General features: G+C 67.7%; 28 protein-coding genes and 1 tRNA gene. 18 read left to right on the forward strand and 11 right to left on the reverse strand.

What is annotated here, in order from left to right:
• Nucleotides 1-121: 121 nt before the first annotated feature.
• The 3 genes from ACYVF3_RS06445 to ACYVF3_RS06455 form a co-directional block, all read right to left on the reverse strand.
• Nucleotides 122-640, reverse strand: a complete 519-nt coding sequence (locus ACYVF3_RS06445; RefSeq protein ID WP_461153269.1) for an OmpA family protein — start codon at nt 638-640, stop codon at nt 122-124.
• 288 nt (nt 641-928) lie between these two features.
• Complete coding sequence (locus tag ACYVF3_RS06450) at nt 929-1729, reverse strand: ABC transporter permease (RefSeq protein ID WP_145740836.1); 801 nt, start codon at nt 1727-1729, stop codon at nt 929-931.
• Nucleotides 1726-2676: an ATP-binding cassette domain-containing protein gene (locus tag ACYVF3_RS06455; RefSeq protein WP_461153270.1), complete on the reverse strand. Its 951-nt coding sequence runs from the start codon at nt 2674-2676 to the stop codon at nt 1726-1728. The genes ACYVF3_RS06450 and ACYVF3_RS06455 overlap by 4 nt, the downstream gene beginning before the upstream one ends.
• Nucleotides 2677-2914: 238 nt before the next feature.
• Between ACYVF3_RS06455 and ACYVF3_RS06460 the strand changes: the two genes are divergently transcribed.
• Nucleotides 2915-4756 carry an acyl-CoA dehydrogenase gene (locus ACYVF3_RS06460; RefSeq protein ID WP_461153271.1) on the forward strand — a complete coding sequence of 614 codons (1842 nt, stop codon included), beginning with the start codon at nt 2915-2917 and terminating at the stop codon, nt 4754-4756.
• A 138-nt stretch (nt 4757-4894) separates the two neighbouring features.
• On the opposite strand, the gene ACYVF3_RS06465 is transcribed toward ACYVF3_RS06460, so the two are convergent.
• Nucleotides 4895-6202 carry a glycosyltransferase family 87 protein gene (locus tag ACYVF3_RS06465; RefSeq protein WP_461153815.1) on the reverse strand — a complete coding sequence of 436 codons (1308 nt, stop codon included), beginning with the start codon at nt 6200-6202 and terminating at the stop codon, nt 4895-4897.
• A gap of 64 nt (nt 6203-6266) precedes the next feature.
• The gene (locus tag ACYVF3_RS06470; RefSeq protein ID WP_461153272.1) at nt 6267-7034 is read right to left on the reverse strand and encodes a deoxyribonuclease IV; all 768 of its coding nucleotides are present in this window, start codon (nt 7032-7034) and stop codon (nt 6267-6269) included.
• Between the two features lie 178 nt (nt 7035-7212).
• On the opposite strand from ACYVF3_RS06470, the gene ACYVF3_RS06475 reads away from it, so the two are divergent.
• The 7 genes from ACYVF3_RS06475 (at nt 7213) to ACYVF3_RS06505 (ending at nt 12969) form a co-directional block, all read left to right on the forward strand.
• The gene (locus tag ACYVF3_RS06475) at nt 7213-8148 is read left to right on the forward strand and encodes a hypothetical protein (RefSeq protein WP_461153273.1); all 936 of its coding nucleotides are present in this window, start codon (nt 7213-7215) and stop codon (nt 8146-8148) included.
• 328 nt (nt 8149-8476) lie between these two features.
• The gene (gene rpsF, locus ACYVF3_RS06480; RefSeq protein ID WP_461153274.1) at nt 8477-8827 is read left to right on the forward strand and encodes a 30S ribosomal protein S6; all 351 of its coding nucleotides are present in this window, start codon (nt 8477-8479) and stop codon (nt 8825-8827) included.
• A gap of 44 nt (nt 8828-8871) precedes the next feature.
• On the forward strand, nt 8872-9363 hold the full coding sequence (locus ACYVF3_RS06485; RefSeq protein WP_461153275.1) for a single-stranded DNA-binding protein: 492 nt from the start codon (nt 8872-8874) through the stop codon (nt 9361-9363).
• 51 nt (nt 9364-9414) lie between these two features.
• Nucleotides 9415-9651, forward strand: coding sequence for a 30S ribosomal protein S18 (gene rpsR, locus ACYVF3_RS06490; RefSeq protein WP_093419808.1), 237 nt, complete (start codon nt 9415-9417; stop codon nt 9649-9651).
• A 20-nt stretch (nt 9652-9671) separates the two neighbouring features.
• Nucleotides 9672-10124 (forward strand): 50S ribosomal protein L9, encoded by a 453-nt coding sequence (rplI, locus tag ACYVF3_RS06495; RefSeq protein WP_461153276.1) that lies wholly within the window; start codon nt 9672-9674, stop codon nt 10122-10124.
• Between the two features lie 494 nt (nt 10125-10618).
• Nucleotides 10619-12403 (forward strand): replicative DNA helicase, encoded by a 1785-nt coding sequence (gene dnaB, locus ACYVF3_RS06500; protein ID WP_461153277.1) that lies wholly within the window; start codon nt 10619-10621, stop codon nt 12401-12403.
• A 26-nt stretch (nt 12404-12429) separates the two neighbouring features.
• Nucleotides 12430-12969 carry a GNAT family N-acetyltransferase gene (locus ACYVF3_RS06505; protein ID WP_461153278.1) on the forward strand — a complete coding sequence of 180 codons (540 nt, stop codon included), beginning with the start codon at nt 12430-12432 and terminating at the stop codon, nt 12967-12969.
• 38 nt (nt 12970-13007) lie between these two features.
• Here ACYVF3_RS06505 and ACYVF3_RS06510 read toward each other — a convergent pair whose 3' ends face one another.
• Both ACYVF3_RS06510 and ACYVF3_RS06515 read right to left on the reverse strand, forming a co-directional pair.
• A complete protein-coding gene (locus ACYVF3_RS06510) occupies nt 13008-13448 on the reverse strand; it encodes an SRPBCC family protein (protein ID WP_461153279.1) in 441 nt (146 codons plus the stop codon).
• Nucleotides 13449-13487: 39 nt separating this feature from the next.
• Nucleotides 13488-14048 carry a DinB family protein gene (locus ACYVF3_RS06515; RefSeq protein WP_461153280.1) on the reverse strand — a complete coding sequence of 187 codons (561 nt, stop codon included), beginning with the start codon at nt 14046-14048 and terminating at the stop codon, nt 13488-13490.
• A 390-nt stretch (nt 14049-14438) separates the two neighbouring features.
• On the opposite strand from ACYVF3_RS06515, the gene ACYVF3_RS06520 reads away from it, so the two are divergent.
• Nucleotides 14439-14810 (forward strand): SSI family serine proteinase inhibitor, encoded by a 372-nt coding sequence (locus ACYVF3_RS06520; RefSeq protein WP_461153281.1) that lies wholly within the window; start codon nt 14439-14441, stop codon nt 14808-14810.
• 45 nt (nt 14811-14855) lie between these two features.
• On the opposite strand, the gene ACYVF3_RS06525 is transcribed toward ACYVF3_RS06520, so the two are convergent.
• The gene (locus tag ACYVF3_RS06525) at nt 14856-15509 is read right to left on the reverse strand and encodes a class I SAM-dependent methyltransferase (RefSeq protein WP_461153282.1); all 654 of its coding nucleotides are present in this window, start codon (nt 15507-15509) and stop codon (nt 14856-14858) included.
• Nucleotides 15510-15589: 80 nt separating this feature from the next.
• On the opposite strand from ACYVF3_RS06525, the gene ACYVF3_RS06530 reads away from it, so the two are divergent.
• Both ACYVF3_RS06530 and ACYVF3_RS06535 read left to right on the forward strand, forming a co-directional pair.
• Complete coding sequence (locus tag ACYVF3_RS06530; protein ID WP_461153283.1) at nt 15590-16333, forward strand: MBL fold metallo-hydrolase; 744 nt, start codon at nt 15590-15592, stop codon at nt 16331-16333.
• A gap of 138 nt (nt 16334-16471) precedes the next feature.
• On the forward strand, nt 16472-16852 hold the full coding sequence (locus ACYVF3_RS06535) for a hypothetical protein (protein ID WP_461153284.1): 381 nt from the start codon (nt 16472-16474) through the stop codon (nt 16850-16852).
• Nucleotides 16853-16965: 113 nt separating this feature from the next.
• On the opposite strand, the gene ACYVF3_RS06540 is transcribed toward ACYVF3_RS06535, so the two are convergent.
• Nucleotides 16966-17439 carry an OsmC family protein gene (locus ACYVF3_RS06540; protein WP_461153285.1) on the reverse strand — a complete coding sequence of 158 codons (474 nt, stop codon included), beginning with the start codon at nt 17437-17439 and terminating at the stop codon, nt 16966-16968.
• Between the two features lie 92 nt (nt 17440-17531).
• Here ACYVF3_RS06540 and ACYVF3_RS06545 point away from each other — a divergent pair, with 92 nt between their 5' ends.
• The 3 genes from ACYVF3_RS06545 to ACYVF3_RS06555 all read left to right on the forward strand — a co-directional run bounded on the left by ACYVF3_RS06545 (nt 17532) and on the right by ACYVF3_RS06555 (nt 19049).
• Nucleotides 17532-17954, forward strand: coding sequence for a GtrA family protein (locus ACYVF3_RS06545; protein ID WP_461153286.1), 423 nt, complete (start codon nt 17532-17534; stop codon nt 17952-17954).
• Between the two features lie 29 nt (nt 17955-17983).
• Complete coding sequence (locus ACYVF3_RS06550) at nt 17984-18634, forward strand: GNAT family N-acetyltransferase (RefSeq protein ID WP_461153287.1); 651 nt, start codon at nt 17984-17986, stop codon at nt 18632-18634.
• A gap of 175 nt (nt 18635-18809) precedes the next feature.
• Entirely contained in the window at nt 18810-19049 is a 240-nt protein-coding gene (locus ACYVF3_RS06555; RefSeq protein ID WP_461153288.1) for an EamA family transporter, read from the forward strand.
• A gap of 36 nt (nt 19050-19085) precedes the next feature.
• On the opposite strand, the gene ACYVF3_RS06560 is transcribed toward ACYVF3_RS06555, so the two are convergent.
• A tRNA-Gly gene (locus ACYVF3_RS06560) sits at nt 19086-19156 on the reverse strand.
• Nucleotides 19157-19259: 103 nt separating this feature from the next.
• Between ACYVF3_RS06560 and dcd the strand changes: the two genes are divergently transcribed.
• Both dcd and ACYVF3_RS06570 read left to right on the forward strand, forming a co-directional pair.
• The gene (dcd, locus tag ACYVF3_RS06565; RefSeq protein WP_461153289.1) at nt 19260-19841 is read left to right on the forward strand and encodes a dCTP deaminase; all 582 of its coding nucleotides are present in this window, start codon (nt 19260-19262) and stop codon (nt 19839-19841) included.
• A 325-nt stretch (nt 19842-20166) separates the two neighbouring features.
• Complete coding sequence (locus ACYVF3_RS06570) at nt 20167-21576, forward strand: sugar porter family MFS transporter (protein ID WP_461153290.1); 1410 nt, start codon at nt 20167-20169, stop codon at nt 21574-21576.
• Nucleotides 21577-21631: 55 nt separating this feature from the next.
• On the opposite strand, the gene ACYVF3_RS06575 is transcribed toward ACYVF3_RS06570, so the two are convergent.
• Nucleotides 21632-21841, reverse strand: a complete 210-nt coding sequence (locus ACYVF3_RS06575) for a hypothetical protein (protein WP_461153291.1) — start codon at nt 21839-21841, stop codon at nt 21632-21634.
• Nucleotides 21842-21920: 79 nt separating this feature from the next.
• On the opposite strand from ACYVF3_RS06575, the gene ACYVF3_RS06580 reads away from it, so the two are divergent.
• Complete coding sequence (locus ACYVF3_RS06580) at nt 21921-22784, forward strand: helix-turn-helix domain-containing protein (protein WP_461153292.1); 864 nt, start codon at nt 21921-21923, stop codon at nt 22782-22784.
• A complete protein-coding gene (locus ACYVF3_RS06585) occupies nt 22744-22932 on the forward strand; it encodes a DUF397 domain-containing protein (RefSeq protein WP_461153293.1) in 189 nt (62 codons plus the stop codon). Before ACYVF3_RS06580 ends, ACYVF3_RS06585 begins: the two co-directional genes overlap by 41 nt.
• Nucleotides 22933-22984 lie beyond the last annotated feature (52 nt).

A 22984-nucleotide genomic window follows, 5' to 3' on the forward strand; every position in this document is an offset into this window, starting at 1 on the left:
CCCTCGCCAGGAGCGCCGGAGCGGCAGTCCTGACCAGGTGCGATCGCGACCGACGTCGCAGAGACCGCGCACGAGGAGCGGGGCGGCCGATCGTGCTCCGGCCGCCCCGCTCCTGGAGGTGCTACTGAACCTTGACCTCGACCTTCCGGGAGGCGGCCGGGTCGCCGCCGGCGTCGCCCTCGCCGTTGACCTGTAGGCGCTCGGCGGGAATCCCGGCCTGCGCGAGCTGGTCGGCGACCGCCTGGGCGCGCGCCTGCGAGAGCTCCTTGCTGTCCTTGTCGGAGGTCGTGCCGGAGGCGGTGAAGCCCGAGACCTGGAACTTCAGCTCCTGCGGAGCGGTCTTGAGCATCTCGGCGACCTTGGTCACCGCCTGCTTGCCCTGCTCGTTGAGCTCGCTGCTGTCCGGGTCGAACGTGATCGGCGAGCCCTGGTTGAGCTGGTCGAGCTGCCCCTGCAGCTGCGCCTTGGCCTGGTCGCCGCCCTGCTCGCCTTCGCCCATCCCGCCGGGGGGCTGCTCGCCACCACCGGGCGGGGGCTGCTCGCCACCACCGGGCGGGGGCTGCTCGCCACCACCGGGCGGGGGCTGCTCGCCACCACCGGGCTGCTGCTCGCCACCCGGAGGTGCCGGCGGAGCGGGCATCCCGCCTTCTGGACCGCCACCGCACCCGGCGAGCAATGCCGACGTGCAAGCGATCACTGCTGCTGCGTATTTGACGTTGGTTCGGCGCATTACCCACCTCGCGGTCCGTGGTGCGTTTCTCGGAGACGGGCCAGATAGTGCGGGTCGATCGGCCCGGGTTCGCTCAACCAACGGCGAGTCCGAGCGGTTTTCACACCACGGAGTTACCACCGTGGTGTGTTCCATCAGGGAAAAAGCGGTAATTCTCCGCCCTTCCGGCCGTCCCCAGTGGACAGCTTGACGGACCGGTCACCGACTCGCCACGCGGCGGTACCGCGCCACCGCGAGCGGGATGAACACCGCCAGGATCACCAGCGCCGAGAGGATCGAGTACAGCACCGCGTGCTGAGCGGGCCAGCTGTCCGGGGGAGGGCCCGTCACCCGGACAGGGTTGCCGTAGAGCTGCCGCAACGCGTCCGAGTACACGGTGATCGGGTTCCACTCGGCGAACGTCCGCAGTGGACCGGGCATCGACTCGGCGGGCACGAACGCCGAGGACACGAACGTCACCGGGAACATCCACAGCAGACCGGCGCTCTGCGCGACCTCGACGCTGCGCGCCACCAGTCCGATGTAGGCCCCGACCCACGACATCGCGAACGAGAACAGCAGCAGGAGGCCGAAGGCCAGCATCGCGTCGAGCGCGCTGCCCCGGATCCGCCAGCCGACGATCAGCCCGCACAGCGACATGATGACCACGGTCAGCACGCTGACCAGCAAGTCCGATGTGGTGCGTCCGAGCAGCACCGCCACCCGCGACATCGGCAGCGAGCGGAAGCGGTCCATCATCCCCTTCTGCAGGTCGTTGGCCAGGCCGATCACGGTGAAGGCGCTGTTGAACGCCACGGTCTGGACGAAGATCCCGGCGATCAGGAACTCCCGGTAGGCCTCGCCGCCGAGGCTGCCGCCGAAGACGTAGGCGAACATCAGCACGAACATGATCGGCTGCGCGGTGCCCGCCAGCAGCAGATCGGGGTTGCGCTTGATGTTCATCAGGTTCCGCCAGGCCACGACGTTGCTGTCGCGGATGCTCACCGCCAGCGCGTTCATCCCTGCTCCTCCTCGGCGTGCCGGCCGGTCAGGCCGAGGAACACGTCGTCCAGCGTCGGCCGGTGCAGGCCGACGTCGTTGACCGCGACGTTGTCGAGGTCGAGCCGCCGCAGCGCTTCGATCAGCGCCTTCGACCCGGCCTCGACGGCCACCGTGACCCGCCGCAGGGACTCCTCGACCTGCGGTTCGGCCACGCCGACCTCGCTCAGCACCCGGGCCACCGCGGGCAGGTCGGCCGCGTCCTGCACGACCAGTTGCAGGCGTTCGCCGCCGACGCGGGACTTGAGCTGGTCGGCGGTGCCGCTGGCGATGACCTGGCCCTGGTCGATGACGGCGATGGAGTCGGCGAGCTGGTCGGCCTCCTCCAGGTACTGGGTGGTCAGCAGCACGGTGGTGCCGTCGGCGACGAGCTCGCCGATGACCTCCCAGGTGTCGAGCCGGCCGCGCGGGTCGAGCCCGGTGGTCGGCTCGTCGAGGACGACCACGGCGGGCGAGGCGACCAGTGCGCCCGCCAGGTCGAGCCGACGGCGCATGCCGCCGGAGTAGCCCTTCGAGGGCCTGTCGGCCGCGTCGGCGAGGTTGAACCGGTCGATGAGCTGCCGGGCCCGGGCGGAGGCGTTCGAGCGGGACATGCCGTAGAGGCGGCCGACCATGTGGAGGTTCTCGTAGCCGGTGAGGTTCTCGTCGACGGCCGCGTACTGCCCGGAGAGCCCGATCGAGCGGCGGACGGCGTGCGGCTCGGCGAGCACGTCGTGCCCGGCGACGAACGCGCGGCCGGAATCGGGTCGCAGCAGCGTGGTCAGGATGCGGACGGTGGTCGTCTTGCCCGCGCCATTGGGGCCGAGCAGGCCGAGGACCTCACCGCTGGGGACCTCCAGGTCGATGCCGTTGAGGGCGCGGGTGCGGCCGAAGCTCTTGACCAGTGACTCCGCACGGACTGCCGTCATCTCAACCCCCAGCGTGATGTCCGGTTCGCGCCACTGTAGGTCGGTGGGGTGACGCAGCGCTCCCGATTTTCCGACAGGGGGATTTTTGCGGACGGGAACGCAGGTCGGAGGGGGTGCGAGGGGAGGGTGGTACGGGTCGCCTCGACAGAAGTTACCGCCAGGTAATACCCTCTTGTTACCGACGAGTAAGGGCTCGCAGCCGGGCCCACCCGCAGCAGCGCGCAAGAGGGAGCCTTCGATGGGCCACTACAAGAGCAACGTCCGAGACCTCGAGTTCAACCTCTTTGAGGTCCTCAAGGTGCAAGAACGACTGGGCAAGGGCGCTTTCGAGCAGTCCGACCAGGACACCGTCCGCGGCGTGCTTTCCGAACTCAACGACCTGGCCACCGGCCCGCTCGGCGAGTCCTTCGTCGAAGGTGACCGCAACCCCGCGCACTTCGACCCGGCGACCCACTCGGTAACCTTGCCCGAGGCCTTCAAGAAGTCGTACCAGCAGGTCATGGACGGTGAGTGGTACCGCCTCGGTCTGCCGGACGAGCTCGGTGGCTACGGCATCCCGCCGACCGTCAACTGGGCCGCCGGTGAGCTGATCCTCGGCGCCAACCCGGCCGTGTACATGTACATGGCGGGCCCGAACTTCGCGACGATCCTCTGGAAGAACGGCACCCCTGAGCAGCAGAAGTGGGCCGAGCTCATGATCGACCGCGGCTGGGGCGCCACCATGGTCCTCACCGAGCCCGACGCGGGCTCCGACGTCGGCGCCGGCCGCACCAAGGCCGTGCAGCAGGAGGACGGCACCTGGCACCTGGACGGCGTGAAGCGCTTCATCACCTCCGCCGACCAGGACATGACCGAGAACATCATGCACCTGGTGCTCGCCCGTCCCGAGGGACCCGGCATCGAGTCCAAGCCCGGCACCAAGGGCCTGAGCCTCTTCCTGCTGCCGAAGTACCACTTCGACGGCGAGACCGGTGAGCCCGGCGAGCGCAACGGCGTCTACGTCACCAACGTCGAGCACAAGATGGGCCTCAACGCCTCCGCCACCTGCGAGGTCACCTTCGGCCAGCACGGGACCCCCGCCAAGGGCTGGCTGCTCGGCGAGGTCCACGACGGCATCGCGCAGATGTTCCAGGTCATCGAGTACGCGCGGATGATGGTCGGCACCAAGGCCATCGCCACCCTCTCGACCGGTTACCTCAACGCCCTCGACTACGCCAAGGAGCGCGTGCAGGGCGCGGACCTGACCCGCAGCACCGACAAGACCGCCCCGCGCGTCACCGTCACCAACCACCCCGACGTGCGCCGCGCGCTGATGCTGCAGAAGGCCTACGCCGAGGGCCTGCGCGCCGTGTACCTCTACACGGCCGACTACCAGGACCAGATCGCCCAGGGCAAGCAGGACGGCACCGACGTCACCCTCGCCGAGGCCGTCAACGACCTGCTGCTGCCCATCGTCAAGGGCGTCGGGTCCGAGCGGGCCTACGAGATGCTCACGCACTCGCTGCAGACCCTCGGTGGCTCCGGCTACCTGCAGGATTACCCGATCGAGCAGTACATCCGCGACGCCAAGATCGACAGCCTCTACGAGGGCACCACCGCGATCCAGGCGCAGGACTTCTTCTTCCGCAAGATCGTCCGCAACCAGGGCGCGGCCATCGGCCACGTCGCGGCCGAGATCCAGAAGACGCTCGAGGCCACCGACGCCGACGAGCGCCTCAAGGAAGAGCGCGAGCTGCTCACCCGCGCCCTCGGTGACGTCCAGGGCCAGTTGGGCACCCTGTTCGAGTTCCTGACCTCCGCCCAGGAGGACATCAAGAACATCTACAAGGTCGGCCAGCACGCCGTGTCGTTCCTGATGTCGGTCGGCGACCTGCTCATCGGCTGGAAGCTGCTGCAGCAGGCCGAGATCGCGCTCGCGGCCCTCGACGCCGGCGCCGGCAAGGACGAGGCGTTCTACCAGGGCAAGGTCGCGGTCACCCGCTTCTTCGCCAAGAACGTCCTGCCGGAGCTCACCGGCCGTCGCAAGATCATCGAGAACGCCGACAACTCCCTCATGGAGCTCGACGAGAACGTCTTCTGATCCGGACCCCTCAAAGGAGAGGGCCCCGCGGCGCGCAGCCGCGGGGCCCTCTCTCGTTCCCGGGCCTCACCTTCGCAGCGGTGCCGGTGACCCCAAATTCTTAAGTATTTGAGCCTCACCCGAGTGACATGCAAATACTTAAGAAATTGGGAGCCTGTCTGGTTGCGGGAGGTTGGGGGTGTTGGTGGTCGTCTGCTTGGGCTGGATGGTCGTGCGGGCTGAGAGGAAGGCCACGAACAGGCCTACCAGCAGGGCTGCCCGGCCCCAGACGCCGATCATCAGCGCCTGCGCCGTGAAGCCGTCGTGGATACCGCTGGGTATGCCCTCGTTGTTCAGGTACAGCCAGCGGAAGACCCCGGTGCACATCGCGAAGTCCGCCAGCAAGTACGCCGCGATCCAGCCCCAGCGCACCTGCACCAGCACGAAGAACGGCAACAACCACAACGTGTACTGCGGCGAGTGAACCTTGTGCAGCAGCAGGAACCCGCACAGCATCGCCGCCGAAACCTGCACCCACGGGTAGGTCCCGGTCCGCTCGTAGCGCAACCAGCCGATCCAGCACGCCAGCGCGAACGACACCAGCATCAGCCCCGGCGACACGACGTCCATCGCGTCCTGGAAGCCGTCGTCACCCGTCCAGTGCCGGAAACCCCAGTACCACACCGAATTCGTGCTGATGTCGACCTGACGCCGCGACTGGAACTCGAACGACGCCGCCCAGCCCTGGAAACCCGCCAGCGCGAACGGCACGTTCACCAGCAGGCCCGTTCCCGCGGCCGCACCGGCCACCCGCAAGGCGCCCCGCCAGTCCTTGCCGCCCTCGGTGAAGACGTACAACATCAGCGGCAGCACGAAGATCGCCGGATACAGCTTCAACGCGAAACCGAGCCCCAGCAGCACCGCGGCCACCGTCGACCGACGCGTCAGCGACTCCCGCCAGCGATGCATCACGAACACCGCCGCCACCGCGCTCGCCACCACCGGCAGGTCCCAGTTGTGGAACGCGTAGAGGACCACCGGCGGGCCGATCGCCCACAGCAACGCCCGCCAGCGGCTCAACCGCCCCAGCCACCAGGCCACCGCCAACCCGAACGGCGCCATCAGCAGCGCCGACGAGAGCAAGAACCCGGCGTCGGTGCTCACCAGCAGCGCGCCCGCCCAGATCAGCACGCCGGTCAGCACCGGGTACTCCACGACACCGCCCCACAACGAGCCGTCGGAGTCGATGCCCCCGTGCACGTAGGGGAAGACGTGACGATCGATGTCCCGGCCGAGCCACAGGTTCTGCACGTCGGAATAGCAGACGTCGCCGTACGACCGCGACTGGTAGTCCGGGCCGGACCGGCCCCACTCGTTGAACTCCGGCCCGGTGCACCGCGCCTTGTTCGCGTACCCCAACGCCAGAGTCGCCGCCGTCAGCAGGCACAGCACCGCCAACGCCGACACAGTCAAGCCCCGCGCGACCTTGATACCGGGCTCCTCTCACCCGGTCCTGCCGGGAAACCGCCGTTCAGCTCGCCTTCGAGCGGAGGAATTCGATGTCGGCGGCCTGCCCCTCGCCCGGGGTCTCGACCACCACCGGCGCACCCGCCTTCGCCACCACGCCCACCAGGAGCTCAGGATCGATGTTGCCCGAACCGATGTTCGCGTGCCGGTCCCTCGACGAACCGAACGCGTCGCGCGAGTCGTTGAGGTGCACCAGGTCGATCCTGCCGGTGATCGCCTTCACCCGGTCGACCACGTCCAGCAGGTCCTCGCCCGCGGCGTGCGCGTGGCAGGTGTCCAGGCAGAACCCCGCGCCGAACTCCCCCACCGCCTCCCACAACCGGTCGAGGACGTCGAACCGCCGGGCCATCGCGTTCGCGCCGCCAGCGGTGTTCTCGATCAGGATCGGCACCTCGAAACCGCCCTCGGCGGCCTGCCGCTCGAACAGCTTGCGCCAGTTCGCGATGCCCTCGGCCGGATCGTCGTCCTTGGTGACGTGGCCGCCGTGCACGATCAGCCCCTGCGCGCCGACCGCCGCCGCGGCCTTCGCCTGCTGCGCGACGGACTTCCGCGACGGGATGCGGATCCGGTTGTTCAACGACGCCACGTTGATCACGTACGGCGCGTGGATGAAGACCGAGACGTCGCTGTCCCGCAGCTGCTCAGCCTGCGGATGCGGCTTCGGCGCCTTCCACCCCTGCGGGTCGGACAGGAAGAACTGCACCACCTCCGCGCCGCGCTCAGCGGCAGCGGTCAGCGGGTCGTCATCGCGGACGTGGGCGCCGATACGCATGGCACGCAGTCTATTCGTCCGAGTCGTCCGGGCCCGGGATCCGGGCCCGGACTTGGATGTTCCACACTGTGGAACATCAACGGATTTGCCGGATGGCCGCAACCAAAGGCGGTATTCACGCGTTAGGAGCTTTGAGACAGTGTCTCTCGATTCGGAGCCGATCGCGGGAGGGCGAACCATGGGTGCCAGGGGAAACCCCAACCCACTGATCAAACCGAGCGGGCTCCGTCGCACCGTTTCGGCGGGTGCCGCGGGTCTGGCGATCCTCGCGGGAAGCTGCCTGGGAATGGGAACGGCCGTCGCGGCCGAGCCGCTGGTCGTCGACCACCCCATCGCCATCGTCTCCGGCGAGGTCGGCCAGCCGATCTCCGTGCTGCCCAGCACGCTCGACTTCAAGGTCAACCAGGCCGTCCTGCTGGCGATGCCGCTCGCGTTCGGGCCCGCTTCCGACGCCGCCGAGCAGTTCGCCGCCAGCGGCCCCGTCGGGCTGGGCACCGCCGAGCCCGGAGCCAACTCCTTCTCCGGCCGCGAGATCGCCAAGGCCGCCACGTCGCGCCTGAGCTCCCTCGGCCTGCCCGAGGACAAGGTGGAATCGGTCCGCTTCCACTTCACCAACCTGGTCAGCCTCGGCAACTCGCTCACGGTCAACGCCCCCGAGCCGGACGAGGAGGAGCCCGCTCCGCCGCCGTCCCAGGAGCAGCCGCCGCCGGAGCAGCCCTCGGAGACCCCGCAGCCGCAGCCGGCCCCCGCGCCGGTCGAGCCGCCGCCGTCCGCGCCCGCGACCAGCCCGGTGCCCACCATGCCCACCGCCAGCGGCGCCCCCGCCGCCGTCAGCATGCTGCCGCCGAGCCTGCGCGGTGCCTCGCTGCCGTGGGCCCAGGCCCGCTACGGCCAGGTGCCCGGCATGGCGCCCAACGTCGGTGACCTGGCTCGTCAGGCCCAGGAACGCCAGCGCGTGCAGGACGAGCAGGACGAGATCCGCGCCGCCGGCCAGGCGGAAGCGCTGCCCACCGAGGTCTCCGAGCGAGTGGCTCTGCCGGTCCTCATCGCCGCTGTTTCGCTGGCGGTGGTCACAGCCGCCCTGGTCCGCACCTGGGTTCTGCGTCGCCACTGACCTGGGTTTACTGCTCTTTGGTCCGTGTGTCGGGTGGGGAAGTTTTCATGAGAACTTCCCCACCCAACACAGCGGAACCCGCAGCGGTGCCGGTTGCTCGCTTCGGGGTACTGAGAAAGCACCTCCGGTGCTTGCCTGACGTGGGATGGTTGCTGGGGCCGCTGAACCGGCTTCGCCGGTTGCCTGACGGACAGTCTTGTGACCTCTTGTACCGCTGAGTGGGGCAATCGTCGGGGTGTCGGACCCGCTTGCTAGCCTTGCTGGGTTCGTTGACGCGAACGACCCTCCTGCCACGGAAAGTCCGTGGCCGTGAGTCCACAGGAGGTGAATGGTCTTCATGCGTCACTATGAGCTCATGGTCATCCTGGACCCGAGCCAGGACGAGCGCACCGTCGCTCCGTCCTTGGAGAACTTCCTCAACGTCGTCCGCAACGACGGTGGCACCGTCGAGAAGGTCGACGTCTGGGGCCGTCGTCGGCTGTCCTTCGAGATCAACAAGAACTCCGAGGGCATCTACGTCGTCCTGGACATCAACGCTGAGCCGGCCACCGTCAAGGAGATGGACCGTCAGCTGAACCTCAACGAGTCGATCCTGCGGACCAAGGTCCAGCGGAAGATCGTTGAGCCCCGCAAGGTCGCGCGTGCCGCCAAGGCCCGTGCCGCCAAGGCGTCTGCCTGATCCAGGTCCGTACCCGCTAACGACCAGACTGGAGTCCCCAGGTCATGGCTGGTGAAACGGTAATCACGGTGGTCGGCAACCTGACCGCCGATCCGGAGCTGCGCTTCACCCCGTCCGGTGCTGCGGTCGCGAACTTCACGATCGCGTCCACGCCGCGGACCTTCGACCGCCAGAGCGGTGAGTGGAAGGACGGCGAGGCGCTGTTCCTGCGCTGCAACATCTGGCGGCAGGCCGCGGAGAACGTGGCCGAGACGCTGACCCGGGGCATGCGGGTGATCGCACAGGGTCGGTTGCGCCAGCGGTCCTTCGAGACCAAGGAAGGCGAGAAGCGCACGGTCGTCGAGCTCGAGGTCGATGACATCGGCCCGGCGCTGAAATACGCCACTGCCAAGGTCAACAAGGTCAGCCGCGGTGGCGGTGGCGGCGGTTTCGGTGGCGGCAGCAGCGCCCCGGCCGGTCCGCCTGCCGACGACCCGTGGGGTTCAGCCCCGCCGGCGGGATCCGGTGGCGGCTTCAGCGACGAACCGCCGTTCTGACGCTTCGTCGCAGCTAACGCTTAGGAAGTTTTTCGTTCAGGAGGAAGACCCATGGCCAAGGCGCCTGTGCGCAAGCCGAAGAAGAAGGTCTGCGTGTTCTGCAAGGACAAGGCCACGCTGATCGACTACAAGGACACGACGCTGCTGCGGAAGTACATCTCCGACCGCGGCAAGATCCGTGCCCGCCGAGTCACCGGCAACTGCAGCCAGCACCAGCGCGACGTTGCCATCGCGGTGAAGAACGCGCGTGAGATGGCTCTGCTGCCCTACACCTCGACCGCTCGCTGATCAGAGAAAGGAATCACGTCGTGAAGATCATCCTCACTGCTGACGTGTCCGGCCTCGGCGAGTCCGGCGACATCGTCGAGGTCAAGGACGGTTACGCGCGGAACTACCTGCTGCCCCGCAACGTGGCCATCGTGGCCACCAAGGGTGCTCAGAAGCAGGTGGAGACCATCCGCCGCGTCCAGGAGAACCGCCGCGTGCGGAACCTGGAGCACGCCCACGAGCTCAAGCAGCAGCTGCAGAACCTGGACGCGGTCACGCTGACCGCCAAGGTCTCCCCGCAGGGCAAGCTGTTCGGCTCGATCACCACCGGCGACGTCGTCGCGGCTGTCCGCAAGGCCGGCGGCCCGAACATCGACAAGCGTTCGGTCTCGCTGCGCGGCCACATCAAGTCGCTGGGCAAGCACATCGTCGACGTGCAGCTGCACCCCGACGTGACGGCCAACGTCAACGTCCAGGTCACCGGCGACAAGTGACCCGGTAGTACCGGAATCCTTACAACGGCATCGCCCGCTCCGGCATTCGTGTGACGGGGTGGGCGATGCCGTGTCCCGGCCGCGCACTGGCGGTCACGATGATCTCTCAGTGATCACGCACCGCTGTTGATTGCGACACGCCGATGAGGGCGACACGCCGGGAGTTTTCCACGGATTTCTTCCACAGCTCATCCGCAGGCTCTGAACTGGGGTTTTTAGTCGATCAAGGCTACTTGTCCCCAAGTTGTCCCCAGTGGCCCGAAACGCTGTCCGGAGTTATCCCCACCTCGGATCAAGCTATCCACAGGTTGTCCCGAGGTTTATCCACAACTTGAGTTGCCTGCTCTATGCGGGCGATCTAACTTCGCGCGCGGACGCCCATGCCTACGGTGAGTCTCAGTACGCACGTGGCGTGGACGCGGGAGGACTACGAGGTTCGGCCCCGTGGGTTGCACGGGCGAGAAGGCTGCTGGCGGAGGAGGTGACGGGGTCCGGTGACGGTTCCCGACGACCGGGAGGACGACCCGTACTTCACCGACAGCGGTGGAGCCCCTGGTGCTGCGAGCACGTTCGAGCGCCAGCCCCCGCAGGATCTCGCTGCCGAGCAGTCCGTGCTCGGCGGCATGATGCTGAGCAAGGACGCGATCGCCGACGTGGTCGAGGCGCTGAGCCCGACCGACTTCTACCGGCCCGCGCACCAGGCGATCTACGACTGCGTCCTGGACCTCTACGGCCGGGGTGAACCGGCGGACGCGATCACGGTCTCGGCCGAGCTGGAGCGCCGCCAGGAGCTGGTCAAGGTCGGCGGTGCTCCGTACCTGCACACGCTGATCTCCACGGTCCCCACGGCCGCGAACGCCGGCTACTACGCGGAGATCGTCTCGGAGAAGGCGATCCTGCGCCGCCTCGTGGAGGCGGGCACCCGCATCGTGCAGCTGGGCTACCACGGCTCGGAGGGCGCGGCGATCGAAGAGGTCGTGGACCGCGCCCAGGCGTCGATCTACGACGTCACCGAGCGCAAGGCCAGCGAGGACTACCACGCCCTGGAGGAGCTCCTCCAGCCCACGATGGACGAGATCGACGCGATCGCGTCCCGGGGCGGCGAGTCCCAGGGCATCCCCACCGGCTTCGCCGACCTCGACGCCTTGACCAACGGTCTCCACGCAGGCCAGATGATCATCGTCGCGGCGAGGCCAGGTGTGGGCAAGGCGTTGGCCTTGGACACTCCGCTGCCGACGCCCGACGGCTGGACCACGATGGGCCAGGTCGAGGTCGGTGATCGCCTCATCGGTTCCGACGGCAAGCCCACCAAGGTCGTCGCGGCTACTGAAGTCATGCACGACCGCCGGTGCTACGAGGTCGAGTTCTCCGACGGAACCACCGTCGTCGCCGACGCCCAACACCAGTGGAAGCTCCAGGACGGGGAGGTCCGTACGACCGGTGATCTGGCCGAATCCGTTCCGGTCGCGCTCGTCGGCGGCGTCGCGAAGGTCACCGGTCTGCGACCGGTGGAGAGCGTGCCGGTCCGTTGCGTCGAGGTGGACGCCGTCGATCACCTCTACCTCGCGACGAGGTCGATGATCCCGACGCACAACTCCACACTCGGACTGGACTTCGCCAGGTCGGCGTCGGTGAAGCACGGCATGGCCAGCGTCATCTTCTCGCTGGAGATGGGGCGCACGGAGATCGTGATGCGCATGCTCTCCGCCGAGGCGCGCATCCGCCTGGGCGACATGCGCGGTGGTCGCATGACCGACGACGACTGGACGCGGCTGGCCCGGCGGATGAGCGAGATCAGCGAAGCGCCGATCTACGTCGACGACTCGCCGAACCTGACGATGATGGAGATCCGCGCGAAGGCCCGGCGTCTCAAGCAGCGTCACGACATCCAGCTCATCGTCGTGGACTACATGCAGCTGATGACCTCGGGCAAGCGCGTCGAGTCCCGTCAGCAGGAGGTCTCGGAGTTCTCCCGAAACCTCAAGCTGCTGGCCAAGGAGCTCGAAGTGCCGCTGGTCGCGATCTCCCAGCTCAACCGCGGTCCCGAGCAGCGGACGGACAAGAAGCCGCAGCTCTCTGACCTGCGCGAATCGGGTTCGCTAGAGCAAGATGCGGACATGGTCATCCTGATTCACCGCCCCGACGCGTTCGAGCGCGACGACCCGCGCATGGGCGAGGCGGACCTGATGGTCGCCAAGCACCGTGCCGGTCCCACCGCGACCATCACCGTCGCCCACCAGCTCCATTACAGCCGCTTCGTCGACATGGCCCAGGAGTAGCCACCGCTGTCAGCGGAGGTGTGCGCATGGGTTCGGATTCGTTGCGGTTCTCGCAGGCGATGGCGCCGGACGACGTCGGTCCCGCGCTGCGGGACGCGTTGATCGGGTGCTGGGTCGACGTCTCCAACGCCGGTGGTGCGGTGGGCTTTCCCTTCCCTCCGGTGAGAGCGGATGAGGTGGCTCCTGCGCTGGACGCGGTGGTCGCCGGGCTGGACCCGGAGACGGGCAGGCTGGTGATGGCGCTGGACGGCGAGGAGCTGGTGGGCTGGCTCGTCATCCGCCGAGACCGTTTCGCGCTCATCTCCCACTGGGGGATGTTGTACCGAGTGCAGAGCCGTCCCGAACGGCGAGGCGAAGGCATCGGTCGTGCGCTGATGGGCGAAGCTCGTCGCGTGGCCCGGGACGAGATGGGCCTGGAGCAGCTGCGCCTGACGGCCCGCGCCGGGATGGGCCTGGAGACCTTCTACGAACGCCTCGGGTGGAAGGAGATCGGCCGGTGGCCGGGCGCTCTCCGGCTTTCCCCCGATGACGACCGCGACGAGATCCTGATGTTCCTCGAACTCTGACCGCTCTTGTTCACGCAGCTCACCGATGGTGCCCGAGATCAGGATTCGGCGAGTTCGGCGAGGCCGTCCAGTGAGGACCGGAGGTTCTCGGACGTGGTGGCGCGGGCGCGGACCAGGCGCTTCTCGTCCTTCAGCCGGGACCAGTCGTAGGTGTGGGTGACCTTCGTCCGCCCCTCGCCGACCGGTTCCAGCTCCCAGCGCCAGAGGTGGCCGGCCGGCTGCCGGCCCGGGTCGGACGGGAGCCAGGCGATCAGGCGTCCTTCGTCGAACTCCACGACGTGGTTCTCCCGGACGCCTCCGTTGGTGAGCGTCATCGTGAACACCTCGCCGGTGGCGTGGACGCGTTGGCCCGCCGGTGCCTGGGAGAGGTTGTCGTTGCCGTCCCAGCGCGGCTGCTGCGACGGATCGGCGATCAGGTCGAAGATCCGCTCGGCGTCGGTCGCGATCTCGCGCTGACTGCTCACGGTGTAGTCGGTCACGAGCTGATTCAAGCAGCCGATCCGCGTCGCGGGAAGCCGTCAGCTGTGCGCGTAGAGGTCGCGCATGAGGCAGACCTCCGACATGTGGTGGATCAGCTCGCGGTGGATGTGCAGGACGAGTTCGGCCAAGGGACGTTCGGGGTAGGGCTCCTTGTCGCCGACCGGTTCGCGGAGCTGGGCTTCGCTGAGGCCGCTGACCCCGGTGAGCCAGACGTCGAGCTGGGATTCGAGCTGGTCGAGCGCGGTGGCGGCGTCGCCTGCGTACTCCCAGGAGTCGTAGTCGGTTTCCGGGGCGCCGAAGTGCGCGGCGTTGCGCATGGCGAGCACGCCGACGATGACGTGTCCGAGTCGCCAGGCGATGGTGGTGAACGGTGCCGGGTCCGGTGCCGGGAAGCCGTAGTCGATGGTGAGGTCGCCGGCGCCTGCCTGGATCGGCGCGTTCGAGGTGCCGCGTGGCCGGACGCTCCAGCTGTCCGGGACGGGCGACCAGAAGTACTCCGCATCGGTGAGGCCTTCGATGCGCGGCCGGATCAGGTTGGTCCAGTGCCACTCCCACTGCTCGCGCAGAGCCTGGGGCCAGTTGAATTCCTTCGCGTCCATGTCGTCAGCGTGGCACCGACGTCCGACAGCGGCAGCCGTTCGGGCGGTGACCGACCGCGGTCGTCGGAGTTGCCGGTGCCGAGCACGCGGATTTCAATGGGAATCATGGAACCGCGGCAACGGTGATCGGCTGCAGAAGTGACGGATCCTCAGTAGACGTGATTACTACTCGTGCGTGAAGTTCCTTGGGGCATCGCCGGTTTGGGTGACACAGGGCTCACCCCGGGTAGTGCAGTAGCGTGTGTCGCACCGGTGTGGCGGGTACGCCGATCGGGTCCAGAACTCGCGGGAAGCCGTTGGCGCGCAGAGGGTTTCTCGTGCTCCATCCCAGCTGAACCGACATCCCAACAGGAGAGTTGAGGAACGGTGTTTGCGAAACTGACTCGCCGAGTGCTTCTCGCATCGGCCATCATCGCCGGAACCGCCATCGTCCCCGGGGTCGCCAACGCGGCGCCCGCCGAGAGCACGATGCGCCTGACCGTCCAGAGCCAGGACATCACCGCCACCAAGTTCGGCGAGCTCAAGTGTCACCCGGCCGGGGGCACGCACCAGCACGCCGCGAAGGCCTGCGACGAGCTGGAGAAGGTCAACGGCGACTTCACCGCCATGCAGGCGAACGTCTCGAAGGTCTGCACCATGCAGTACCAGCCGGTCACGGCGAAGATCGAGGGCAAGTGGCGCGGCAAGGAGGTCAGCTACAGCCAGACGTTCTCCAACAGCTGCACGATGCAGGTCAAGACCGGCGTCGTCTTCGAGCTCTGAAGTCCCTGCTCGGCGGGCTCGCGTGAGAGCCCGCCGAGCATTGCTCTAACGGGTGAAGATCGCCAGCCAGGAGCGCACGTCCGGGTTCGCCGGGAGCGGTTCCTGCTCGATCCGCTTCGGCTGCAGGCCGCCGGTGGCGAAGGCGTCGATCTCGCCGCGGGTCAGCGGCCACGGCGGGCCGTCCACTTCGTCGCCGTCGGCGCGGATTCCCGAGATCACCAGCAACTCCCCGCCCGGCGCGACCATCGCCGAGACCTGCTCGGTCGCCTCCGCGCGCAACGACAGCGGCATCGACTGCACGGTGATCGACTCCAGCACCAGGTCGAAACCGCCGATCCACTCCGCGGGCGGATCGAGCAGATCAGCCGTCACGTAGTCGACCGTCGAACCGGCGTGCCGCGCGCGAGCGTCGCGGATCGCTGTCTCGGAGAGGTCGAACGCCGTGGTCCGGAATCCCAGGGACGCGAGGAATTCCGCGTCCCGCCCGTACCCGCACCCGACCACCAGCGCTGAGCGCCCGGAGCCGTCCACGCCTCGCCCCCATGCGGGCAGCAGCCCGTGCGGCGCCTCCAGATCCCAGGGCACCACGGCATTTCCGCCGGAAGCGGCCGCGTAGAGCGGCTCGAACCAGCCCGTGGGCTCACCGCGGGACAGCGCTTCCCCGGCGAACCTGCTGGCGTCGGCGTCCTTCGGATCCATCGTTCCCCCACACTCCGCGAACATCAGAACCGCAACATCCTCTCAGCCACGTCCACCGATTTCCGGGCATGCTGGAGGACATGCGGACCGTCACGGTGCTCGGCAGCTGCGCGGCCTTCCCGGAGCCGGGCCGGTCATGCAGCGGGTTCGCGGTGGACTGGAACGGCTTCCGGCTGGTCCTCGACCTGGGCTACGCGACGCTGCCGAGGCTCCTCGACCACTGGCCGGACGGTCGCGTCGACGCCGTGGTGATCACCCACGAGCACCCGGATCACTGCATCGACCTGCACGGGCTGTTCCGGGCGAGGTTCTACGGCGGCGGGGCGAAGCTGCCGTTGTACTGCCCGCCCGGAGTGCTCGACCGGCTCGCTGGGCTGGAACCCGACGTCGACCTGCGGGCGGTCTTCGACGCGCACCCTCTGCCGGGGGCCTACCGGGTCGGGCCGTTCGAGCTGACCGGTCTCGACCTGCCGCACTTCGTGCTCAACGCGGGAATCCGGTTGCAGGACGGCGACTTCGCGGTGGCTTACACCGGTGACACCGGGCCGGACCCGAGCCTCGCCGAACTGGGTCGTGACGCCGACCTGTTCATCGTCGAGGCCACCGAACGTCCAGGTGAGACAGATCTTCCGCAACGCAATCTGCTGACGGCGGCGGAAGCCGGGAGGTGGGCCCGGCTCTCGCGCGCGAAGAGGCTGATGCTCACCCACTTCTGGCCGGGCAACGACCGCGGAACAGCAGTGGCCGCAGCGCGATCGCAGTTCGGCGGAGACGTGCTCGCGGCAGATGAAGGACTCGTGATCCCGGTCGGTGTCGATCAGTAGGCACGAGCGCTGCTCTTTCCGAGTGACGCCGAATCCAAGGTTTCCGCCAAGATCGATACGTTGTGTGATCCTCTGAGGCTTGAACACCAACACGAGTTGAGTCACGTGTTGCCCGACGACATCCTTTGTGGAGTGACGATGCGTTCCAGTCTGGCTGCCCTTCTCGCCGCCGGCGCCCTTCTCGCGCTTTCCGGCTCGGCGCAAGCGGTTGGGACGGCCGAAGGCGTCCAGCCGAAGCGGAACAACCCCATCTGCGCGAACGGTCAATACGGGACCGCCACCATTCGTGCCGAGCCGACGACGGGGAGCGCCGCGCTCGGCGCCGTGAACCTCGATTGCAAGCTCGCTTCCAACCCCGAGATCACGATCTACGCGACGAACGAGGTCGTTGTCGGCGGCACGTACGACTGCGGCGATGGCGTTGTCGGTTCTCGGTGGGTGCACGTGTACGACAGCGCGGATCACCCGACGGCGTTCGCGTGGGTTGCGCGGGAGTGCAGTCACAACCTCCGGCCGTGATCTGACGCGACGAGCGGTGGCTCGGCACGGTACGCGCCACCGCTCGTTCGCCGGCTGCTGGAAGCGCCGTGCTCGCAGTTCCCGGGTTGTTGCCCGGAGCCGGGTGAAGGTGGTCAGAGCACCTGGGCGTGAGGCTCGTGGTGGATGGGGAAGTTCACCGATCGGGCGATGAAGCAGACCTCGTGGATCTTTCCGTGCAGCGCGTTGGCGGTCTCGATCATCGAGTTGTCGGTGACGGTCACCTGGGGGCGGAGCGTGACCTCGGTGAGCTGGCCCCCGCCTCCGCGCTCGTCCATGGTCATGACGCCGTGGGCGTCGTCGGAGTAGTCGACGACGATGACCCCGGCGTTCGCGGACAGGTGCAGGAACCAGAGCATGTGGCACTGCGCGACCGTCGCGACCAGCAGCTCCTCCGGGTTCCAGCGGGCCGGGTCTCCCCGGAACGCGGGGTCGGCGGAGGCGGCGATCGGTGGCTTCCCGCCGGCCAGGACCTCGTGCGCCCGGCTGAAGCTCCGGTAGGTGTCGGTCCCGGTCCCGAGGTTGCCGGTCCACTCGATCGAAACGTCGTACCCGTGCGATTCCGCCATGCGGCAAGTCTAGGCAGCGCTCGGAGGGGCGAGAAGGCGCCGACGCAGGCTGCTACGGTCACCCTCGTTCGATGCTCTGACCTGGGGGATGAGTGGTTTCCAACGCAGCGGACGCGCCTCGGGAGACGAACCACGCGGGGTTCTTCTCGCAGGCATTGCGGTTCGGGATCGTCGGCGTCGGCGGGGCGGTCGTCGACTACAGCAGCCTTCAGCTGATCCTGGTGCTCGGCGTCGTGCCGGAGCTGGCGCGCGTGCTGAGCTTCATCATCGGCAGCACCGCCGTCTACCTGGTGAACCGCCGCTGGACATTCACCTCGCGCCGCAACTCGCGCGAGGTGATCACCCTGGCGATCGTGCTGGCGGTGACGTTCGCGCTGGTCGGCGTCGTCAACGCGCTGTCACTGCACCTGCTCCCGGAGTCGGTATGGCGGATCACGTTGGCATGGGCCATTTCTCAAGCCGTGGGGACGGCGTTCAACTTCCTGGCCCAGCGAACCTTCGTCTTCCGCGGATGAGCTGAGCGATCTGCTGTCAGGATGGGGGCGTGCTGGTCGATCACTTCCCCCTGTTCGGGCTGCGGCTGAGGACTTCTCGGCTGGAGCTGCGGTTGCCCTCGCCGGAGGAACTCGCCGAGATGGCCGAGCTGGCCGCCGGCGGTGTTCACGAGCCGGACGTGATGCCGTTCAGCAGGGCGTGGACGGACCAGGCTCCGGACGCGGTGGCGCTGAGCGTCCTCCAGAACCACTGGCAGAACCTGGGCGGCTGGACCCCGCAGGACTGGGCGCTGAAGTTGGCGGTGTTCCAAGGCGGAGCCGTCGTCGGGGAGCAGAGCATCGGGGCGCGTGACCTCGCCACCACCGGCGAAGTGCGCACGGGCTCGTGGCTCGGGCGGGGGCACCAGGGACTGGGGTTCGGCACGGAGATGCGGGCCGCGGTGCTGGACCTCGCCTTCGCCCACCTCGGCGCGGAGGAGGCGGTCTCCAGCGCCTTCGACGACAACGTCGCGTCCCACGCCGTGTCCACCAAGCTCGGCTACCAGCCCGACGGCTACCAGCGCCGGGCCATCCGGGGCCGGCTGACCATCGAACGGCGGCTGCGCCTGGATCGCGCGCGGTGGGAGCGCCACCGCACCGTCCAGGTCGAGATCGAAGGACTCACCCCCTGCCTCCCGCTGATGGGACTCGGCTCCGGGTGAAAGCTCGGCGGCGCCGTGAAATTCGCTGGCGGGGCAGAACGGCCGGTTCTACCGTTTCCCGATCCGGGGTGAAGCTTCCGCATCGCTAGGAGCGCCGTGCCGAGTCGTGATGTCTGGCCGAGTGCAGCGCAGTCCTGGGCGGGCACGGGGTTGGGCGCGCTGTTCGTGGCCAAGGTTGCTGCTGGCGGCGGTGTGCGGGCAGGTCCTGGGATGGCTGCTGGTCGCGCTGTGCCTGGCGCAGATCCCCAGCCACGTGGGTGCTGTGCTGCTGCTCCTGACGCCGGTCGGTGCTCTGATCCTCGGCGGTGTCGTGCTCGGCGAACGTCCCGGGGCGCTGCAACTGCTCGGCAGCGCTCTCCTCTGCGCGAGCGTCGTCGTGACCCGGCGGCGTGCGGAAAAGGAAAAACCCAGGTGAAGCGCAATGCTTCTGACCTGGGTCTTTGCCGTTCTGAGCGGATGACGGGAATCGAACCCGCGTTCTCAGCTTGGGAAGCTGATGTTCTACCATTGAACTACATCCGCATCGCCGCAACGGTCATCGTTCGATGCCGGTTGCCGTTCGACGTTGCGTAGATTAGCACGGTGGGTGAACAAGATCGACTCAGGCTCCCGATACCCTTGTGCTGTGCTGCTTAGTGATCGGGACCTGCGTAAAGAGCTGGACGAGGGACGTCTCGAACTGGATCCGTTCGACTCGTCGATGATCCAGCCGTCGAGCATCGACGTGCGGCTGGACCGCTACTTCCGGGTCTTCGACAACACCCGGTACACCCACATCGACCCGTCGAAGCAGCAGGACGAGCTGACCTCGCTCGTCGAGGCCGCCGAGGACGAGCCGTTCGTGCTGCACCCGGGCGAGTTCGTGCTGGGGTCGACCTACGAGTCGGTGAAGCTGCCCGACGATCTGGCGAGCCGGCTGGAGGGCAAGTCGTCGCTGGGCCGGCTGGGCCTGCTGACGCACTCCACCGCAGGGTTCATCGACCCCGGGTTCAGCGGTCACATCACGCTGGAGCTGTCCAACGTGGCGAACCTGCCGATCACGCTCTGGCCGGGCATGAAGATCGGGCAGCTGTGCCTGCTGCGCCTGTCGAGCCCGGCGGACTTCCCGTACGGCTCGAAGCAGGCGGGCTCCCGCTACCAGGGTCAGCGCGGCCCGACGCCTTCCCGCGCCCACCTCAACTTCCAGGTCACCGACACCCGCCGCTGAGCCGTGGCCCGATCGGGTGGTTCGGTCGCCCGGTCCCAGTTTTAGTCCAAACCGAGCCATGATCATGTCCGAAATGTCTGCTCAGTTATGACTAAAACTGGGAGCGGGTGCGGTGCGGGGTTGGGTGGTGACTGGGTGCGTTCCCAGGGAATGTGACGTTTTGCCAGGTAAGGGTCGTTGCCAGGGGCTTTGAGCCGGGGTGAAACAAATCACCCTGAATCGAACAAGGCAAGTACGGGGTTCAGAACTTACGATCCCCTGCGCCCGGCGCTCTGGAACGATCCCGCAACGGGGCGGATCGGCGTGTGGGCAAGCGGGAGATTCGATGTCCGCATTGCAGTCGCGTGCCCAGAGCGGAGGCGCCAAGCACCTCGGGCACGTGGTGATGATCGCCGGGGCTGCGGCTCTCGGCGGCTTCTTGTTCGGCTACGACACCTCGGTGATCAACGGTGGTGTCGACGCGATCCAGGAGCACTTCGGCGTCGGTTCGGCGCTGACCGGTCTGACCGTGTCCTCGGCGCTGCTGGGTTCGGCCGTCGGTGCCGGTATCGCCGGTGGCCTGGCCGACCGGATCGGCCGGATCCGGGTCATGCAGCTGGCCGCGGTGCTGTTCATCATCAGCGCCATCGGCTCGGCCGTTCCCTTCGCGATCTGGGACCTGGCGATCTGGCGCGTCGTCGGCGGTATCGCCATCGGCATCGCCTCGGTGATCGCCCCGGCCTACATCGCCGAGGTGGCACCAGCGGAGTACCGGGGCAGGCTCGCCTCGTTGCAGCAGCTGGCGATCGTGCTGGGCATCGCCCTCTCGCAGCTGGTCAACTACGCCCTCGCGGCGTTCGCGGGCGGCAGCGCGTCCGGGATGCTCGGGCCGATCCAGGCCTGGCAGTGGATGCTCGGCGTCGCCGCGATTCCGGCCGTGGTCTACCTCGTGGTGTCCTCGCTGATTCCCGAATCGCCGCGCTACCTGGTGTCGGCAGGCAAGATCGACCAGGCGCGGGACGTGCTGGCCAGGATCGAGTCGGGTGACGCCGACGCCAAGATCGCCGAGATCCAGGAAGCCCTGGGCGGCGAGCGCAAGCCGCGGCTCAGCGACCTGCGCGGCAAGGTCGGCCTGCTGCCGATCGTGTGGGTCGGCATGGCCATCGCCGCGCTGCAGCAGTTCGTCGGCATCAACGTGATCTTCTACTACTCGTCGTCGCTGTGGCACTCCGTCGGCATCGACGAGGAGAGCTCGCTGCTGCTGAGCCTGTTCACCTCGATCGTGAACATCATCGGCACCCTCGTGGCCATCGCGCTGGTCGACAAGATCGGCCGCAAGCCGCTGCTGGTGATCGGCTCGGTCGGCATGACCGTGTCGCTGGCGGTGACCGGCTGGGCGTTCAGCTTCGCGAAGGTCGTCGGTGAGGACGCGGTGCTGCCGCCCCAGTGGGGCGTCGTCGCGCTGATCTCGGCGAGCGCGTTCGTGCTGTTCTTCGCCGCGTCCTGGGGCGTCGTGATGTGGGTGCTGCTGGGCGAGATGTTCCCGGCGCGCATCCGCGCCGCCGCTCTGGCTCTGGGCACGGCGACGAACTGGATCGCGAACTGGCTGGTGACGGTGAGCTTCCCGAGCATGCGGGACTGGAACCTGCCGGTCACGTACTTCATCTACGCGGCGTTCGCGGCGCTGTCGGTGGTGTTCGTGGTCAAGTACCTCAAGGAGACCAACGGCCGCTCCCTGGAGGAGATGGGCAGCTGATCTCCTTCCCCGGATCGAGGGCGTCCCCGGCGCAGGGGGACGCCCTCGATCGCGTCTAGGGGAAGTAGAGGGCGAGGTCGAAGATCCGGCCGAAGCGCTCGTCGGCGCTCTCGGCGTTGTCGAAGACCGCGAACTGGCTGATGCCGTTCTCCAGCCAGTAGAGGACCGCTCTGCCGTCCAGCTCCATCCCCCAGATCTGGACGTTGTCCGGGTCGGGTGTTCCGTCGATGTTCTTCTCGGCCAAGCCGAAGAGCCTCGGTGTCATGGTCCGGAGCATCCGGGCGGGATCACCCCACCGGGATCACCGCAATCGGGAATCCCGGTCCCGGGATCCCGCTGCGATCATGGAATTCGTGCGCACCAGCCCCACGTTCCGGCGACGTCGGCTCGCGCGGCGGATCCGGCGGTTGCGCGAGAGCGCGGGGATCACGCAGGAGCAGGCCGCCGCCTCGCTCGACATGTCGACAAGTGCCCTCAGCCGCAAGGAGACCGGCGAGGTCGGCACGTCCGTGCACGAGGTGCGTTCGATGATGGACCTCTACGACGCCTACGACCCGGGCCTGGTCGATCTGGCCAGGTCAGCGAAGGCGAAGCCGTGGTGGCACGCGTACGGCATTGGTGATCGTGGCTATTACAACTTGGAAGAAGAAGCCGTTTCGGTTCGCGAGTGGCAACTCGGGGTCGTACCGGGCATGTTCCAGACCGACGAGTACGCAAGAGAGTTGTTCGTCGGTGGAGGCTCGGTGACGAGCGAACGGATTTCGAAGGTCACAGCGGCACGCATGCGGCGGAAAGACCGTCTCGGTGACATGACGTACGAAGCGATCATCGAGGAATCCGCGCTGCGGAGGCCGATCGGTGGAGCGGGCGTCATGCGACGACAGCTTCGGCAGCTGGTCGAACTCGCTGAATTGGAGACGGTCACGATCCGGGTGCTGCCGATCAGCTCCGGGGTGCCTTTCGGTCTGGAGGGGTCCTTCGTGTTGCTCGGTTATCCAGACCCGGAAGATCCCGACGTTCTCTACCTTGAACACGCAAGCGGCTCGACGCACATAGAAAATCCGGTAAGCGTCCAGCGGGCTACGCTGACGTTCGAGCGATTGCGAGCCGAGGCGTTGAGCTGCGCGGACTCGGTCGCAAAGATCCGAGAGCTAGCGGAGGCTGAGCATGGATCTCACGAGAGCCCAGTGGCGCAAGAGCAGTCGTAGCGTTGGCGGCAACGGCGCTGCCTGCGTCGAAGTCGCGTTCGTCGAAGAAGAAGTCGCGGTCAGAGATTCCAAGAGCCCGGACTCCGGAGCACTAGCGTTCCCCGCGGATTCCTGGCGGCGGTTCCTGAGCTCCCTCACCGAGCGCTGAAACGCGAAGAAGGGCACCTCCCGCGCGGGAGGTGCCCTTCTTCACGTCAGAC

Source organism: Saccharopolyspora tripterygii (genome assembly GCF_054778355.1).

Excerpts from the sequence above, each read along its gene's own strand:
- ACYVF3_RS06445 (WP_461153269.1), bottom strand. The coding sequence starts at position 640 with ATGCCCGCTCCGCCGGCACCTCCGGGTGGCGAGCAGCAGCCCGGTGGT.
- ACYVF3_RS06450 (WP_145740836.1), bottom strand. The coding sequence starts at position 1,729 with ATGAACGCGCTGGCGGTGAGCATCCGCGACAGCAACGTCGTGGCCTGG.
- ACYVF3_RS06455 (WP_461153270.1), bottom strand. The coding sequence starts at position 2,676 with ATGACGGCAGTCCGTGCGGAGTCACTGGTCAAGAGCTTCGGCCGCACC.
- ACYVF3_RS06460 (WP_461153271.1), top strand. The coding sequence starts at position 2,915 with ATGGGCCACTACAAGAGCAACGTCCGAGACCTCGAGTTCAACCTCTTT.
- ACYVF3_RS06470 (WP_461153272.1), bottom strand. The coding sequence starts at position 7,034 with ATGCGTATCGGCGCCCACGTCCGCGATGACGACCCGCTGACCGCTGCC.
- ACYVF3_RS06475 (WP_461153273.1), top strand. The coding sequence starts at position 7,213 with ATGGGTGCCAGGGGAAACCCCAACCCACTGATCAAACCGAGCGGGCTC.
- rpsF (WP_461153274.1), top strand. The coding sequence starts at position 8,477 with ATGGTCTTCATGCGTCACTATGAGCTCATGGTCATCCTGGACCCGAGC.
- ACYVF3_RS06485 (WP_461153275.1), top strand. The coding sequence starts at position 8,872 with ATGGCTGGTGAAACGGTAATCACGGTGGTCGGCAACCTGACCGCCGAT.
- rpsR (WP_093419808.1), top strand. The coding sequence starts at position 9,415 with ATGGCCAAGGCGCCTGTGCGCAAGCCGAAGAAGAAGGTCTGCGTGTTC.
- ACYVF3_RS06505 (WP_461153278.1), top strand. The coding sequence starts at position 12,430 with ATGGGTTCGGATTCGTTGCGGTTCTCGCAGGCGATGGCGCCGGACGAC.
- ACYVF3_RS06515 (WP_461153280.1), bottom strand. The coding sequence starts at position 14,048 with ATGGACGCGAAGGAATTCAACTGGCCCCAGGCTCTGCGCGAGCAGTGG.
- ACYVF3_RS06525 (WP_461153282.1), bottom strand. The coding sequence starts at position 15,509 with ATGGATCCGAAGGACGCCGACGCCAGCAGGTTCGCCGGGGAAGCGCTG.
- ACYVF3_RS06530 (WP_461153283.1), top strand. The coding sequence starts at position 15,590 with ATGCGGACCGTCACGGTGCTCGGCAGCTGCGCGGCCTTCCCGGAGCCG.
- ACYVF3_RS06535 (WP_461153284.1), top strand. The coding sequence starts at position 16,472 with ATGCGTTCCAGTCTGGCTGCCCTTCTCGCCGCCGGCGCCCTTCTCGCG.
- ACYVF3_RS06540 (WP_461153285.1), bottom strand. The coding sequence starts at position 17,439 with ATGGCGGAATCGCACGGGTACGACGTTTCGATCGAGTGGACCGGCAAC.
- ACYVF3_RS06570 (WP_461153290.1), top strand. The coding sequence starts at position 20,167 with ATGTCCGCATTGCAGTCGCGTGCCCAGAGCGGAGGCGCCAAGCACCTC.
- ACYVF3_RS06575 (WP_461153291.1), bottom strand. The coding sequence starts at position 21,841 with ATGACACCGAGGCTCTTCGGCTTGGCCGAGAAGAACATCGACGGAACA.
- ACYVF3_RS06580 (WP_461153292.1), top strand. The coding sequence starts at position 21,921 with ATGGAATTCGTGCGCACCAGCCCCACGTTCCGGCGACGTCGGCTCGCG.
- ACYVF3_RS06585 (WP_461153293.1), top strand. The coding sequence starts at position 22,744 with ATGGATCTCACGAGAGCCCAGTGGCGCAAGAGCAGTCGTAGCGTTGGC.